14 protein-coding genes are annotated in these 15,046 nt (G+C 72.3%); 6 read left to right on the top strand and 8 right to left on the bottom strand.

Annotated elements, in window-relative coordinates:
* Positions 1 to 18: 18 nt before the first annotated feature.
* Together ACZ4MF_RS27935 and ACZ4MF_RS27930 are read right to left on the bottom strand one after the other, a co-directional pair.
* On the bottom strand, positions 19 to 1,539 hold the full coding sequence (locus tag ACZ4MF_RS27935; protein ID WP_467494638.1) for an aldehyde dehydrogenase family protein: 1,521 nt from the start codon (positions 1,537 to 1,539) through the stop codon (positions 19 to 21).
* Positions 1,540 to 1,867: 328 nt separating this feature from the next.
* The gene (locus ACZ4MF_RS27930) at positions 1,868 to 2,353 is read right to left on the bottom strand and encodes a MarR family winged helix-turn-helix transcriptional regulator (RefSeq protein WP_467494637.1); all 486 of its coding nucleotides are present in this window, start codon (positions 2,351 to 2,353) and stop codon (positions 1,868 to 1,870) included.
* Between the two features lie 229 nt (positions 2,354 to 2,582).
* Here ACZ4MF_RS27930 and ACZ4MF_RS27925 point away from each other — a divergent pair, with 229 nt between their 5' ends.
* A complete protein-coding gene (locus ACZ4MF_RS27925) occupies positions 2,583 to 3,437 on the top strand; it encodes a DUF5707 domain-containing protein (RefSeq protein ID WP_467494636.1) in 855 nt (284 codons plus the stop codon).
* Between the two features lie 96 nt (positions 3,438 to 3,533).
* Here the strand turns inward: ACZ4MF_RS27925 and ACZ4MF_RS27920 are convergent, their stop codons facing one another.
* The 4 genes from ACZ4MF_RS27920 to ACZ4MF_RS27905 all read right to left on the bottom strand — a co-directional run bounded on the left by ACZ4MF_RS27920 (position 3,534) and on the right by ACZ4MF_RS27905 (position 7,812).
* Positions 3,534 to 4,523: a malate dehydrogenase gene (locus tag ACZ4MF_RS27920; protein WP_467494635.1), complete on the bottom strand. Its 990-nt coding sequence runs from the start codon at positions 4,521 to 4,523 to the stop codon at positions 3,534 to 3,536.
* Between the two features lie 458 nt (positions 4,524 to 4,981).
* Complete coding sequence (locus ACZ4MF_RS27915; RefSeq protein ID WP_467494634.1) at positions 4,982 to 6,301, bottom strand: helix-turn-helix domain-containing protein; 1,320 nt, start codon at positions 6,299 to 6,301, stop codon at positions 4,982 to 4,984.
* A gap of 193 nt (positions 6,302 to 6,494) precedes the next feature.
* Positions 6,495 to 6,968 (bottom strand): DUF3017 domain-containing protein, encoded by a 474-nt coding sequence (locus ACZ4MF_RS27910; protein ID WP_467494633.1) that lies wholly within the window; start codon positions 6,966 to 6,968, stop codon positions 6,495 to 6,497.
* Entirely contained in the window at positions 6,955 to 7,812 is an 858-nt protein-coding gene (locus tag ACZ4MF_RS27905) for a bifunctional methylenetetrahydrofolate dehydrogenase/methenyltetrahydrofolate cyclohydrolase (protein ID WP_467494632.1), read from the bottom strand. The genes ACZ4MF_RS27910 and ACZ4MF_RS27905 overlap by 14 nt, the downstream gene beginning before the upstream one ends.
* A 263-nt stretch (positions 7,813 to 8,075) precedes the next feature.
* On the opposite strand from ACZ4MF_RS27905, the gene ACZ4MF_RS27900 reads away from it, so the two are divergent.
* The 4 genes from ACZ4MF_RS27900 to ACZ4MF_RS27885 all read left to right on the top strand — a co-directional run bounded on the left by ACZ4MF_RS27900 (position 8,076) and on the right by ACZ4MF_RS27885 (position 11,652).
* Positions 8,076 to 8,639, top strand: coding sequence for a hypothetical protein (locus ACZ4MF_RS27900; RefSeq protein ID WP_467494631.1), 564 nt, complete (start codon positions 8,076 to 8,078; stop codon positions 8,637 to 8,639).
* 139 nt (positions 8,640 to 8,778) lie between these two features.
* Positions 8,779 to 9,516 (top strand): FHA domain-containing protein, encoded by a 738-nt coding sequence (locus ACZ4MF_RS27895; protein WP_467494630.1) that lies wholly within the window; start codon positions 8,779 to 8,781, stop codon positions 9,514 to 9,516.
* Positions 9,513 to 11,066, top strand: coding sequence for a serine/threonine protein kinase (locus ACZ4MF_RS27890; protein ID WP_467494629.1), 1,554 nt, complete (start codon positions 9,513 to 9,515; stop codon positions 11,064 to 11,066). Before ACZ4MF_RS27895 ends, ACZ4MF_RS27890 begins: the two co-directional genes overlap by 4 nt.
* A gap of 100 nt (positions 11,067 to 11,166) precedes the next feature.
* Positions 11,167 to 11,652: a hypothetical protein gene (locus ACZ4MF_RS27885; protein WP_356030153.1), complete on the top strand. Its 486-nt coding sequence runs from the start codon at positions 11,167 to 11,169 to the stop codon at positions 11,650 to 11,652.
* A gap of 65 nt (positions 11,653 to 11,717) precedes the next feature.
* Here the strand turns inward: ACZ4MF_RS27885 and purH are convergent, their stop codons facing one another.
* A complete protein-coding gene (gene purH / locus ACZ4MF_RS27880; RefSeq protein WP_467494628.1) occupies positions 11,718 to 13,292 on the bottom strand; it encodes a bifunctional phosphoribosylaminoimidazolecarboxamide formyltransferase/IMP cyclohydrolase in 1,575 nt (524 codons plus the stop codon).
* On the bottom strand, positions 13,289 to 13,927 hold the full coding sequence (purN, locus tag ACZ4MF_RS27875) for a phosphoribosylglycinamide formyltransferase (RefSeq protein WP_467494627.1): 639 nt from the start codon (positions 13,925 to 13,927) through the stop codon (positions 13,289 to 13,291). Before purN ends, purH begins: the two co-directional genes overlap by 4 nt.
* Before the next feature lie 269 nt (positions 13,928 to 14,196).
* Here purN and ACZ4MF_RS27870 point away from each other — a divergent pair, with 269 nt between their 5' ends.
* A complete protein-coding gene (locus ACZ4MF_RS27870; protein WP_467494626.1) occupies positions 14,197 to 15,021 on the top strand; it encodes a hypothetical protein in 825 nt (274 codons plus the stop codon).
* The last annotated feature ends 25 nt before the right edge of the window (positions 15,022 to 15,046 follow it).

The following is a 15,046-nucleotide window of genomic DNA, read 5'->3' as shown; positions in this document are numbered from 1 at the left end:
GTGGGGACGTTGAGGGGGTCAGCCGGCGAACCAGCGCACGGGCCGGGGCGCGAGGTTCTGGTAGACGTGCTTGGCCTCGCGGTACTCGGCGAGTCCGGCGGGGCCCAGCTCGCGGCCGGTGCCGCTCCTGCCGAAGCCGCCCCACTCCGCCTGCGGGAGGTAGGGGTGGAAGTCGTTGATCCAGACCGTGCCGTGGCGCAGCCGCCCCGCGACCCGGCGGGCCCGGCCCGCGTCGGCGGTCCAGACGGCGCCCGCGAGGCCGTACTCGGTGTCGTTGGCGAGCCGGACGGCCTCGTCCTCGGTGCGGAAGGTCTCGACGGTGAGGACGGGCCCGAAGACCTCCTCCCGGACGACCCTCATCTCGCGGTGGCAGGCGTCGAGGATCGTGGGCTCGTAGAAGTACCCGGACTCCGGGCGGACCTCGCTCGGCTCCGGCCGCTTGCCGCCGCAGCGCAGCACCGCACCCTCGGCGAGCGCGGAGGCGACGTAGCCCTCCACCTTCTCGCGCTGCTGCGCGGAGACGAGCGGACCGCACTCGACGCCGTCGGCGGTGCCGCGCCCGAGCCTGATCTTCTGGGCCCGGCGGGCGAGTTCGGTGACGAAGCGGTCCCTGACCGACTCCTCGACGATGAGCCGGGCGCCGGCCGAGCAGACCTGGCCGCTGTGGATGAAGGCGGCGTTGAGTGCCTGGTCGACGGCGGTGTCGAAGCCCTCGTCCGTGGCGCAGGCGTCGGCGAAGACGACGTTGGGGTTCTTGCCGCCGAGTTCGAGCGCGACCTTCTTCACGGTGGGCGCGGCGGCCTGGGCGACCTTGACGCCGCTGACCAGGCCGCCGGTGAAGGAGACCAGGTCGACGTCGGGGTGCTCGGCGAGCCGGGCGCCGACGGTGTGGCCGGGGCCGGTGACGAGGTTCGCGACCCCGTCGGGCAGCCCGGCCTCGGCGAGCAGTTCGATCAGCGCGATGGTGGTCATCGGGGTGATCTCGCTGGGCTTGAGCACGAAGGTGTTGCCGGCCGCGAGCGCCGGGGCGATCTTCCAACTGGCCTGGAGCAGCGGGTAGTTCCAGGGCGTGATGAGCGCGCAGACGCCGACGGGCTCGTGCACGACGACGCTGTGGATGTCGCTGGACCCCGCGTCCACGACCCGGCCGGGCGCCTCGGCGGCGACCAGGTCGGCGAAGTAGCGGAAGGCGTCGGCGACGCAGTCGATGTCGACGCGTCCCTCTTCCACGGTCTTGCCCGCGTCCCGGCTCTCCAGCAGGCCGAGCGCCTCGCGGTCGCGCACGAGCAGGTCGGCGACGCGGCGCAGCAGGGCCGCGCGCTCGGCGACAGGGGTGGCGGGCCAGGGCCCCTGGTCAAAAGCCTGCCGGGCCGCCGCGACGGCCCTTTCCGCATCCTTCTCGTCACCCTCGGCGACCACGGCGAACGGCCGGGCGTCCGCGGGGTCCAGGATCTCGCGTGTCGCACCCGAGACCGCTGCCAGCCACTCTCCCCCCGCGTGGATGGTCGCCTGGGCCTGTCGTGCCGTTCCGTTCGCCATGTTCGGTGTTGCCTTCCGTTCCTGATCCATGCCCCTGCGTCACACACCTGCCACGCTCGGGGACCGCGTCCGCCTGCCCGGGCCGACGAGCGGCCATGCGTAATCGGTGGTCGAAAGTGCGCCGTGTCACCGAAAGTACGCCCCAAAAGGGACAGAAGGGTGCGAGTCGGACCGCTGCGCTCAGTCCATGGGCGCCGCACAGTGCGTGCCGGACGGACGGGTGGCCTCACTGCCGGACAACGGGGGGACGGGCAGTGCGGGTGGGCAGCACGAAGGAACGCGTGCACGGCGGGGAGGGTCCCGCCGCGCACGCGTTCTCCCGGGGCCGTCAGGGGTTCAGGTCGTCGGCCCGCCCGCCGAGGTTGCGGATCATCCGGCGCAGGACGTCCAGTGTGATGGCGTAGTCCTCCTCGGGGACACCCTCGTGGATCTCGGCGCGCACCCGCCGCAGGACGTCGACGGCACGCCGGGTGGCCTCCCGGCCGGCGTCGGTGGTGCGCACGCGGCCGGCCCCGTCGACGCTCAGCCAGGCACGGGCGACCAGGGTGTCGACGGCCCGCCCGATCTCCTCCGGCCCGGAGTCGAGGTGCGCGGCGAGCCGGTCCTGCAGCTCGGCCCGGGTGCGGGGAGCGTCTTCGGCGGCGATGTCCTTCAGGATCCACCACTGCGGCTGGGTGAGATCGATCCCGGCCAGCGCGCCGCGCAGATGGCGGACGACGGCCTGATGGGCGACCCAGGTCCAGTAGCCGACGGGCTGGACGGCCGAGGGGTCGGTCTGCGGGGCGGCGGCGGGGGAAACACGGACGGTCGTCATGGAGGCCACGCTAGGAGCGGCGGCGCCGGGGCGCCTCGCACGCGCCGCGAACGGGTGAGAGCCGAAGGCGTGCGCGGTCACCCCGTGCTTGAAATTCCTTCACCTCGCATACAACCGTTTCTTACCTTCGCGAGTCTCCGCATCCGAGCCAACAGGCTCCACATCACTCTCGTGCCGCCACGCAACCCCCCACTGAGCGTGCGGCACGCTGTCCACTTGGGGAACGCAGATGCGCATTCGAGCCAGCCTGGCCACCGCGACCGTGTCCGGTGCCGTGGCGCTCACCTCTCTCGTCGCCCCGGCCGCGCACGCGGCCGACAACCCGGCGGGCACCGCCGCGAAGCTGGCGGCGGCACCTTCCGTGGCCGCCGTCCCGGCCGACGACGTCCAGGGCGACACCAAGATCACCAAGGTCACCGTCAACGCCGACACGGACCTCGTCGTGGGCGTCGGCAAGAAGTCCTTCAACATCTACGTGACCGCGAACGACCCGTCCGGCATCTACACCGCCGGCGCCTTCCTGTGGCACGGCACCAGCATCGACGGCGACAACCCCGACGTGGACGGCGTCCTCGCCACGGACCAGGACGCCACGTGCGACAAGTGGAGCGCCACCGCCGCCACCTGCAAGATCACCATCACGGTCGATCCCACCAGCGACCTGTACGACAGCTCCCTGAACGGCAAGTGGAACGTCGCGGCGTGGGCCGTCGGCAACGACTCCGACTACGTCCAGAAGAACACGTACAAGAACCACTGGGTGAAGCGCGCCGCCAACTTCAGCGGCTTCAACGCGGGCCCGGAGCCGGTCTCCAAGGGCAGGACGATCACGGTCACCGGCACGCTGAACCGGGCGAGCTGGACCTACCTGAAGTACTACGGCTACGGCAGCCAGTCCGTCCAGCTGCAGTTCAAGAAGGCGGGCGCGAGCTCCTACAGCACCGTCAAGACGGTCACGTCGTCGTCCGGCGGCTACCTGAAGACCACGGTCACCGCCTCGGCGGACGGCACCTGGCGCTTCCACTACGCGGGCAACAGCACCTCGTCCGCCGCCGACGCGTACGACTACGTCGACGTGCGCTGAGCGCGCCACGCACCACGCACGAGCCACAGGCCCCGGAACACTCCGGGGCCTGTGGCCGTATCAGGTCTTCTACGGCGAACTCGCCGAGTGCGTCGCTCAGATGAGGCCGAGCGCGCGAACCGCCTCGCGCTCCTCCACCAGCTCCTGCACGGACGCGTCGATGCGGGTGCGGGAGAACTCGCTGATCTCCAGGCCCTGGACGATCTCGTACGCACCGTTCCTGGTGGTGACCGGGAAGGAGGAGATGAGACCCTCCGGGACGCCGTAGGAGCCGTCCGACGGGATGCCCATGGAGGTCCAGTCGCCCTCGGCCGTGCCGTTGACCCAGGTGTGCACGTGGTCGATGGCGGCGTTGGCGGCGGACGCGGCGGAGGACGCGCCACGGGCCTCGATGATCGCGGCACCGCGCTTGGCGACGGTCGGGATGAACTCCTCGGCCAGCCACTTCTCGTCGTTCACGGTCTCGGCGGCGTTCTTGCCGGCGACCGTGGCGTGGAAGATGTCCGGGTACTGCGTGGCGGAGTGGTTGCCCCAGATGGTCAGGCGCTTGATGTCGGCGACCGTGGTGCCCGTCTTCTTCGCGAGCTGGGTCAGTGCGCGGTTGTGGTCGAGGCGGGTCATCGCGGTGAAGCGCTCGGCCGGGACGTCCGGCGCGGCGGCCTGCGCGATGAGCGCGTTGGTGTTGGCCGGGTTGCCGACGACGAGGACCTTGATGTCGTCCGCCGCGTGGTCGTTGATGGCCTTGCCCTGCGGCTTGAAGATGCCGCCGTTGGCCTCCAGCAGGTCGCCGCGCTCCATGCCCTTGGTGCGGGGGCGGGCGCCGACGAGCAGGGCCACGTTGGCGCCGTCGAAGGCGACGTTCGGGTCGTCGGAGATCTCGATGCCCTGGAGCAGCGGGAAGGCGCAGTCGTCCAGCTCCATCGCGGTGCCCTCGGCGGCCTTCAGCGCGGGCGTGATCTCCAGGAGGCGCAGCTTGACCGGCACGTCCGCGCCGAGCAGCTGGCCGGAGGCGATGCGGAAGAGCAGGGCGTAACCGATCTGGCCGGCCGCGCCGGTGACGGTGACGTTCACGGGAGTGCGGGTCATGGCGTTCTCCGTAAGGACAGCTGGCGGTGGGGCTTCCCGGCCCCGGGCGATGATCGATCTCTTGGCGTCAAGAGATCGATCCAGCGGTCAGGCTATCGCGCATCCGGCATGCGAGATGTACCGGGCCGTGTGGCTCGCCCCACAAGGCGGCCACCCGACGGAGTCCCGGCCGTCGCCCGGCCCCGGCTCGGCCCCTGCTCGGCCGCGAACTGCCCATGACCTGGCCCGACCTGTCTCCCGGCCCGGCCGAACGAAGCGGCGGCCGCCGGTCCGGGAGAGGGGGACGGTGGCGGCCGCCGATGGGGGGAGGTACCGGGCTGGCCGGACTCCCGTGGGGGGTACCGTTCGCGTGCCCAGGATCCGCCGGGCCATGCACGCCCGTCCCGGAATTTCACCCGCGCGATGTCACGCGGGTGCGGTTTCCTCCGTTTCGCCGCATTGTGCACCCCGTACGCCCGTCACTTCGTGCACCCCGTCCGCCCAGAGGCGAGGGTCGCGCACGCCTTGGCCTGTGCCGCGTCCTGCACGGCGACCATCGGGGTGTAGGCGATGGCGTCGCCCACGGCGGTGATCCGCCCCGACTGGCGGACCGTACCGGCCGAGACCTCCACCCTGTCGCCCTGCGTGGCGCCGGTGATCCGGCCCCAGGCGGCGCCGCAGGCCTTGCTGTAGCGGACCTCCAGGGTGGCGGTGCCGACGGCGGCTGTCTTGGCGGTGCTCACCAGGTCGCCGCTGCACCCCATGGCCTCGGCGTCCTTGCCGGTGCACGCGGATCCGGCGCACTTGACCCCGGGCGGCGGGCTCGTGTTCCGGTCGGCGGTGGGCGACGGCGGCTTGGCCGCGTCCTGGTGCCTGCCGCCGTCGCGATGGGTGAAGAAGAAGACGCCGCCGATGATGACGAGCACGCCGACGAGCCCCGCGAGGAACATCGTCACCTGCTGCCGCCTCCCGCTCCCCCCGGCGGGCCGGGCGGCGTCGTACGGCGCCGGGCCGCCCGGCGGCGGGGCGGACCCGTCGGCCACCCCGGCATCGCGCGCCCCGGCCCCCGGGGCGGACCCGGAGCCGGCCCCGGCACCCGCGCCGGCCCCGGCACCCCCGCCGAGCCGGGGGCTCGTCCTGGACGGGCCCTGATACCCGGCCAGGCCCCAGGAGTTCACGGAGTCACGGCCGGAAGCCGCTTCGGAGCCGGCGTCCCCGCTCTCGGCCGAGCCGCCGCCGCTGCCCGCGCCGTCGGCGAGGCCGCTGCCCGCGCCGCCGGCCGCACCGCGCCCCGCCCCGCCCCGGACGTCCGCGTCCGGTCCCGAGGGCTGCACGGGAATCGTCGGCGACACGCCGGCCGGTCCGGCGATGCCCGGAGTCGCCGTGACGCTGCCGTTCTTCCGGCCGGACAGACCCGACAGCCCCTGCCCCGACGGCCCCCCGGTGGCCTCCGCCGCGCCGAACTCGCCCAGTGCCGCGCGGGCCTGGGAGATACGGATCGCCTCCATGGTGCGGTCGTGCCGCATCTCCGCCCGGCTCCAGGCTCGTTCGGCCAGTTCCCACATCGTGGTCAGGTGGACGGGACTGGTGCCGGTCACCTCGGCGAGCGCCACGACCGCGCCCTTCGGCGCGAGGAGCCGGCCGCCCAGGTAACGCTCCCAGGACGTCTTGCTGTAGCCCGTGCGGTCGGCCAGCGCGGCGACGCTCAGTCCGCTGCGGTCCACCAACCGCCGTATCTGACTGGTGAACTCCTTGATCTGCGGGTCCAGATCCTCGGGCAGGTCCTTCCAACGAGGCATCGCTTCCCCCCTTGCTCTCCCCCGGTACGTCCCGTCCTGGCTACCCACAAGGATGCCGTGCCTAAGGATCCCAGTTCCCGCAGTGGGAGCGCACGGGGGCACGGGCGGCGCGCGGACGCCGCGGCGGACCGGCCGGGGGACGCGCCGATGGCCCGCGTCCCCCGGGGGAGGCGGGCCATCGGCGGCAGCGGGGCTAGTTGTTGCTGAGCGTGACGTGCAGGAGATCCTTCAGGAACGGGACGTGCAGCCACGGATTCGGCTGGACCATCATCGCGAACAGGACGATCGCGAGGCCGAGGACGCCGTAGGTGACGATGTCCGTGAACCGGGAGCGGACGGCGAGCATGCCGACGCTCGGCACGAACCAGCGCATGACCGCACCGGCCAGCAGGGCGGCGCCGATCAGCAGGGTGCCGAAGCGGAACGTGCCGAGCGCGGTCAGCAGGAGGCCGAGCGCGACCGTGCCCACCACGACCAGCATCGGCCACTGCCGGGCCGGGGCCGGCGAGGCACCCGACGCGGCCCGGCCGCCGCCCTCGGGCCGGGCGGTGTCCCGGGTGATCCGCGGAAAACGGCGCGTGGTCTTCGCGGGCTGCTCCCCGGAATCCTGGTGCGGCTCGCGGCCGGCGCGGGCGAGGGCCCCCGCGCGGGCGTCATCGGCCGGCACTGCGCTCCGCCGCCTCGACCACGTTGACCAGCAGGAGCGCCCGGGTCATCGGGCCGACACCGCCGGGGTTCGGGGAGATCCAGCCGGCCACCTCGGTCACGTCCGGGTGGACGTCGCCGACGATCTTGCCCTCGGCGTTGCGGGAGACACCGACGTCCAGGACGGCGGCGCCCGGCTTGACGTCCTCGGCGCGGATCAGGTGCGGGGAGCCGGCCGCCGCGATGATGATGTCGGCCCGCTTGAGGTGGGCGGACAGGTCGCGGGTGCCGGTGTGGCACTGGGTCACGGTGGCGTTCTCGCTGCGCCGGGTGAGCAGCAGCGGCATCGGCCGCCCGATGGTCACGCCCCGCCCGACGACGACGACCTCGGCGCCCTTGATCTCGACGCCGTGGCGGCGCAGCAGGGTGAGGATGCCGTTGGGGGTGCAGGGCAGCGGCGCGGGCTCGCCGAGGACGAGGCGGCCGAGGTTCATCGGGTGCAGGCCGTCGGCGTCCTTGGCCGGGTCCATCAGCTCCAGGACGCGGTTCTCGTCGATGCCCCTGGGCAGCGGCAGCTGGACGATGTAGCCGGTGCAGGCCGGGTCCTCGTTGAGCTCGCGGACGACCGCCTCGATCTCCTCCTGGGTGGCGGTTGCGGGCAGTTCGCGCTGGATGGAGGCGATGCCGACCTGCGCGCAGTCGCGGTGCTTGCCGGCGACGTACTTCTGGCTGCCGGGGTCGTCCCCGACCAGGATCGTGCCGAGGCCGGGCGTGACGCCCTTGTCCTTCAGCGCCGCCACGCGGGCGGTCAGATCGGACTTGATCGCGGCTGCGGTGGCCTTGCCATCGAGAATCTGGGCGGTCATACCCCTATCCTCGCGGATGACCCGCCCCCGGTTCCAATCCGGGTACCCGGCCGCCGTACCATCCCGCCCAACTGTTGATCAACTGTGTTGCACTTGCACAACACCTCCGCTCCTCGGCTGGACAAGCCCATATCCGGTCAAGAACGATGAGGGCACAGTGCAGCGGGCAGCTCATCGGGGGGACGGACCGCATCTGTAGAAACGCTTCCTCCGTGCAGTGCCGCGCCTCGTCCCCGCACTCGACCAAACGGAGGAACACCGCCATGAGCTACGGCGACCCGAACAACCCGTACGGCCCGCCGCCCCAGCAGCAGGGCTACGGCTACCCGCAGGGCCAGCAGCCGGGGTACGGCTATCCGCAGGCCCCGCCCGCCCAGCAGCCGTACGGCATGGGCGCCCCGATGACCGCGATGCCGGGCAACGTCAGCGGAGCCCGCGTGATGCTGTGGGTGATCGTCGGCCTGCAGGTGATCGGCGTGGCGCTGTTCGTCTTCTACGCGGCGATCGTGAACCACGCGAAGAAGGACAGCACCCTCCAGAACGACTCCCAGTTCCAGAAGTTCGCCGACTACGGCACCGGCATCCTGGTGGCCATGGCGGTGTTCGCGCTCGCCTGGGGCATCTTCGGGGCCGTCCTCGCCGCGAAGTTCAACACCGGCGGCAACGGCGTCCGCATCACCACCATGGTGTTCAGCATCATCACCGCGGTCCTCGGCCTGTACCCGTTCGTCGTCGTGGGCCTCGTCCACACGGTGCTGGCGATCCTGGTCGCCTGCTTCGTCGGTGGCGCCAACGGCAAGGCGTGGTTCAACCGCCTGCGCTACTGAGCGATTTCTCGCCACATCACCGCCACGGGCCGCGTCTCACCCGTCAAGGGGGAGGCGCGGCCCCGGTGTGTCCCCCTAGGCTGGCCGGGGTAGCCGTACTGTCCGACCCGGCTATCCGTCAGGCACGGGGAGACACGCCGTGTACAGCATCATCGTCGTACCTCCGCCGACCACGGAGGACGACCGCCAGCAGATCCGGCTCGCCCCCGGCGAGCGCCTCAGTTTCGGGCGCGCCCCCGGCAGCGGTCTGCCGATCCCGCACGACGGGGTCTCGCGCCGGGCGGGCGAGATCGCCGCGCAGGGCACGTTCTGGATACTGAGCAACCTGTCCGCGCGGCAGACGTACGTCGTGGAGAACCCCGAGGGCGCCGGTGAGCACATCAAGGTGGGCCCGGGCCGCCTCGACGCGCCCGTCCCCTTCGAGTTCTCCCGGATCGTGCTGCCCGCCGCCGGCGATCTGCTGCCGATCGAGGTGTGGGCGCCGCGCCACGACTACCTGGACGACGACGCGGAGCCGGACGGCGAGGCCACCGCGGCCGCGTTCTCCGTCGACCGCACGAAGCGCTACTTCTCCGTCCTGGCCGCCCTGTGCGAATCGCGGCTGCGCGGCGACCCGCACGCCCCGCTGCCCACCGTCGACCAGGTCGTGGACCGGCTGCGCCCCGCCTGGCCGGCCGCCTCGCGCACCTCGGTGCAGTGGAACATCGACTACCTGGCCGTGAAGCTGCGCCTCAAACCCGGCCCGGAGAGCGCCGATCCGGGCCCCCGCCTCAACGGCAAGAAGGAGTCCCTGGTCTCGCTGGCGCTCCGCTTCGACGTGGTGCGGGAGGAGGACCTCGTCGTCCTGTCCGGCTCCGCGAGCCGGGCGGGCCGGTGACCGAGCCGTACGCCGTCCCCGTCCCCAGGGGTTACCGGGTCGGCGCCTGGGAGGTGCGCGAGCCGATCGCGACGGGCGCGTTCGGCAGCGTCTACGCCGCCCGCCGCACCGAGCGGTCGCGGGACCTCCCCGACTCCGCCGCGCTGAAGTTCCTGCCCACCGGCACCAACACCCCGCGCCAGCTGTCCCATCTGCGCGAGCTCGTGGAGCGCGAGGTCACGCTGTACCGCCGCCTGGAGCGGCCGCGCCTGCTCCGCATGTACGACACGCTCGTCGTGGACGACCCCGGCCGCCCCGTCCTCGACGGCGCCACGGTCCTCGTCCTGGAGAAGGCCGAGGGCTCCCTGTCCGTCCTGCTCGCCGCCGCCCCGCGCCCGGACGCCGGCCCCGTCCTGCTCGCCCAGATCTGCGAGGGCCTGGCCCAGCTGCACGCGGCGGGCTGGGTGCACGGAGACCTGAAACCGGCCAATGTGCTGCTGATGCCGGACGGTTCGGCCCGGCTCGGCGACTTCAACATGGCCGCCGAGCTGGAGGGCACCCACGCCTACACCCCCGCCTTCTCCACCCCCGACTACACCCCGCCCGAGCTGCTGTGGGCGGAGATCGGCGACCGCGGCCGCCGCATCCGCCCCTCGGCCGACGTCTGGGCCTTCGGCGTGCTCGCCCACCTCGTCCTCACCGGCGCCTTCCCGCTCCCCGGCGCGACCCCGACGGCTCGGCGCGACGCGGCGATGAGCTACGCGCGCGGCACCGAAGCGCTGCGCCTGTCGCCCGAACTCCCGGACGCCTGGCGGGAGATCGTCCGCGACTGCCTGGCCCGCACGCACGCCGACCGCATCACGACGGAGCCGCTGCTGCGCCGGGTCGAGGCGGCGGCGGGCACGGGCGATCCGTCGCGCCTGCTCCGTCTGCCGCGTCTGTTCCGGCGCCGCAGACGCCTGCCGGCCGCGGTCGCGGGCCTCCTCGCCGCCGCGGCCCTCGCCTACGGCATCAGTGCCTGGCCCGGCGACGCAACCACGCACGAAGGCTCGGACGGGAGCGGCGTCAGTGCCGCCCAGGCACGTTACGGCGCCTCCGAACTCCGTACCGACCAAGGCGTTCCGGTGCGGTACCGCCGTCTGATCGTGGACTCCGCCCACGCCTGCTCCGAGCCCGATGTCACGCCCGCGCTCATCGCGGCGATGCTGAAGTCCGAGAGCGACTTCGACCCGAACCTCTCCGACCCCGGCAAGCAGGAGTTCGGCATCGCCCGCTGGACCCCCGCCGTCCTGCGCTGGTGGATGCGGGACGACGGCGTCCCCGCGTCGGCGACCCCCACGCCGCCGCTGACCCCGTCCGTCTCCGTCCCGGCCATGGGTCGCTACCTGTGCTATATCGACAACCACCTGAAGTCCGGCCTCCCCGGCGACAAACGGGTGCTGGTCTCCGCCGGCTACCGCACCTCGGTCGAGAAGGTGAACGACACGGGCGGAGTTCCCCCGAAGTACCGCGACTACTGCGCCCGTGTCGCCCACTACCTCAAGGAGTACGCGCCCCCGGGCAAGAAGTGACCCTGAGACTTCACAGGTACCGGCGGGCGGCGGGCGCTGTGAGGGTGGAGACCACTCCGCCACGGCGGAGTGACCACACCGTTCATGCAGCACCGTTCACATGGGGGAACACGTGAACATCGTCAAGCCCGCCGCGCTTCTCGTCGCGGCCACCGCCCTCGTCGCCGGCTCCACGGTCGCGGCCGTCGCCGACAGCGCCCCGGACGGCACCCGGGTCACCGGCGTCCAGCAGGTCGCCGACCACGTCCTCGCCGGGCACCCGAAGGTGCTCTCGTCCTCCGCCGACCAGGTCCGCTACGACGGCCTGACCGTCACGAAGGCCCCGCGGGGCAGGATGAGCGCCAAGGACCTGAACTGCGCTTACGGTCACCTGTGCATGACCGTCAACGGCACCAACTTCGACTTCTACAAGTGCCAGACCTGGACCGTCTCGAACTGGACCGGCGACGGCCCGTTCATCAACAACCAGACGCCGGGCACGGTCGCGAAGTTCTTCAACCAGGACGGCAGCGTCCGCTGGACGTCCACGGCCTACGAGTCCGGCACGGCGACGTGGGACCCGATCTACTCCCTGCGTCCCTGCTGACCGACAGACCGACGGCCTCCGGCTCCCTCGGGGGAGGGCCGGAGGCCGTCACGCGTTGAGGGCACTCAGTGGAAGAAGTGACGCGTACCCGTGAAGTACATCGTCACGCCCGCCTTCTTCGCGGCCTCGACGACCTGCTCGTCGCGGATCGAGCCGCCCGGCTGGACGATCGCCCGGACGCCCGCGCCGATCAGGATCTCGGGGCCGTCGGGGAAGGGGAAGAAGGCGTCGGAGGCGGCGTAGGAGCCACGCGCGCGCTCCTCCCCGGCCCGCTCGACGGCGAGCTTGCAGGAGTCGACGCGGTTGACCTGGCCCATGCCGACGCCGACCGAGGCGCCGCCCTTGGCGAGCAGGATGGCGTTGGACTTGACGGCCCGGCAGGCCTTCCAGGCGAAGGCGAGGTCCGCCAGCTCCTCGGGGGACAGTGCCTCGCCGGACGCCAGCGTCCAGTTGGCCGGGTCGTCGCCGTCGGCCTGGAGGCGGTCGGTGACCTGGAGCAGGACGCCGCCGTCGATCTGCTTGGCCTCGACCCGGTTGCAGGGGGCGCTCGGAGCCTTCAGGACGCGGATGTTCTTCTTCTTGGTGAGGGCTTCGAGGGCCCCCTCCTCGTAGTCCGGGGCGACGATGACCTCGGTGAAGATGTCCGCGACCTGCTCGGCCATCTCCTTGCTGACCGGACGGTTCACGGCGATCACGCCGCCGTAGGCCGAGACCGGGTCGCAGGCGTGCGCCTTGCGGTGCGCCTCGGCGACGTCCGAACCGACCGCGATGCCACAGGGGTTGGCGTGCTTGATGATCGCGACGCACGGCTCGTCGTGGTCGTACGCGGCACGGCGCGCGGCGTCCGTGTCCGTGTAGTTGTTGTACGACATCTCCTTGCCGTGCAGCTGCTCGGCGGCCGCGAGGCCACCCCTGCCGTCGACGTAGAGGGCGGCCGGCTGGTGCGGGTTCTCGCCGTAGCGCAGGGTGTTCTCGCGCTCGAAGGTCGCGCCGAGGAAGTCGGGGAACGGCGAGTCGTCGACGGGAGCGTAGCCGCGCGCGAACCACGAGGCGACGGCCACGTCGTAGGACGCGGTGTGCTGGAAGGCCTCGGCGGCGAGCCGCTTGCGGGCGGTGAGGTCGAAGCCGCCGTCCTTGACGGCCGCGAGGACGTCGGCGTAGCGCTCGGGGCTGGTGACCACGGCGACGGAGGGGTGGTTCTTGGCGGCGGCGCGGACCATCGACGGGCCGCCGATGTCGATCTGCTCCACGCACTCGTCGTCCGAGGCGCCGGAGGCGACGGTCTCGCGGAACGGGTAGAGGTTGACGACGACGAGGTCGAACGGCTCCACGCCCAGCTCGGCGAGCTGCTCGCGGTGGCTGTCCAGGCGCAGGTCGGCGAGGATGCCCGCGTGCACCTTCGGGTGCAGGGTCTTGACCCGGCCGTCCAGGCACTCGGGGAAGCCGGTCAGCTCCTCGACCTTGGTGACGGGGACGCCGGCGGCGGCGATCCGGGAGGCCGTCGACCCGGTGGAGACGAGCTGGACGCCGGCCTCGTGCAGCCCCCGCGCTAGCTCTTCCAGCCCGGTCTTGTCGTAGACGCTGACGAGCGCGCGACGGATGGCCCGCTTGCTGCTGCTGTCGCTGGTCTGGGCGGTCACTGGATAACTACCTTTCGTCCCTCAATGCGATAGCCGTTGCGGGCGAGGCGCCCCACGACCTCGACGAGCAGCCTTCGCTCGACTTCCTTGATGCGCTCGTGCAGCGCGCTCTCGTCGTCCTCGTCCCGGATCTCGACCACGCCCTGGGCGATGATCGGGCCGGTGTCGACGCCGTCGTCGACGAAGTGGACGGTGCAGCCGGTGACCCTGGCGCCGTACGCGAGCGCGTCGCGCACGCCGTGGGCCCCGGGAAAGCTGGGCAGCAGGGCGGGGTGCGTGTTGACGAACCGCCCGCCGAACCGCGCCAGGAACTCCTTCCCGACGATCTTCATGAACCCGGCGGAGACGACGAGGTCGGGCTCGTGGGCGGCGACGGCCTCGGCGAGCGCCGCGTCCCACGCGTCCCTGGTGTCGTAGTCCTTGACCTTCCGCACGAAGGTCGGCAGCCCGGCACGCTCGGCCCGGGCGAGCCCCTCGATGCCGTCACGGTCGGCCCCTACGGCGGCGATCTCGGCGCCGTACTGCTCGGCTCCGGTGCGCGCGATCTCGTCGAGGAGCGCCTGAAGATTGGTGCCGGATCCGGAGACCAGCACCACGAGGCGCTTGACCGCGGGGGCAGCGGGGGTGGCGGCCACGATGGGGCCCTTTCTCGGTTCTGTTCGGCTTATCCCGGTCTTGTACATTCGTACGAATGCTTCGCACCCCCGGATACGGGGAACTCTACGAAGCAGCCGACCGCCAGCAACGATACCGGCACACTGGACGGCCCCCTCGGGACGGGGGCGTGGCCGGAAGGTAGCGTTCGGGAGGAACCGGCTCGGGAACGCACGCGGTGTGCCATGCGTTTCCGGGGTGGAAGCTCACGTCGGACAGCCGAATTCACCCAGGGGAAGACGCTCTCTTGATGCCCCATCGCAGCCTGCGACTCCGCACGTTCACTCCGCGCCCGGCCCAGGGAGGCGAGAGCGGGCGCGGCACCGCACTGCTGCGGGAGCGGCCGTCCTCGCCGCCGCAGGCGCCGCGCGGAGGAGACCGGGACGGCGAGGGACGCGGCGCTGGGCAGCAGGACGACAACCCCTTCGCCCCGCCCCCGGAGGGCACCCCGGACAACCCGTGGCGCCCCCGGCACCACGGAGGATCGTCGGGTGCGGACTCGGGCCCGGGCGACTCCGGGGACGGCGGCCGGGGCGGCCCCGAGGGCGGCTCCCCGTGGGGCGGCCAGTGGAGCGACCGGCAGCCCGGCCGCTCCCCCGGCGGCGGCTTCGGCGAGCGGCCCGGTGGCGGTCCCCAGGGCCCCGGCGGCGGCCCGGCCGGCGGCGGCATGCGCTGGGACCCGACGGACCCGGCCCAGCGCCGCGCCCGTTACGCCCTCCTGTCGGGCATGTGGGCGGTCTTCTTCGCCCTGTTCAGCTGGCCGTACGTGTCCCTGCTCCTGGGTGTGCTGGCCCTGTACTGGGGCGTCAGCGCCCTGCGCGCCAAGCCCCGGACCCCGGGCCCGGACGCCCGGCCGGCCCCCGGCGCCGGCCGCCCCCAGGTGACGGCGGCGGTGGGCGGCCTGGTGACGGCGTCCCTGGCCCTGATGCTCGTCGCCTCGACCTTCACCGTCCAGTTCGTCTACCGCGACTACTACACGTGCGTGAACGACGCCCTGACCCACGAGGCGAAGCAGTCCTGCGACACCCTGCTGCCGAAGCAGCTGCGCGGGGTGCTGGGGGTCGGGAACAGCTGAAGTACCCCCTGCGGGGCGCCAGTTG

It is taken from the genome of Streptomyces sp. NPDC025793, from assembly GCF_055558375.1.
This window is presented reverse-complemented; position numbering and strand designations above follow the sequence as displayed.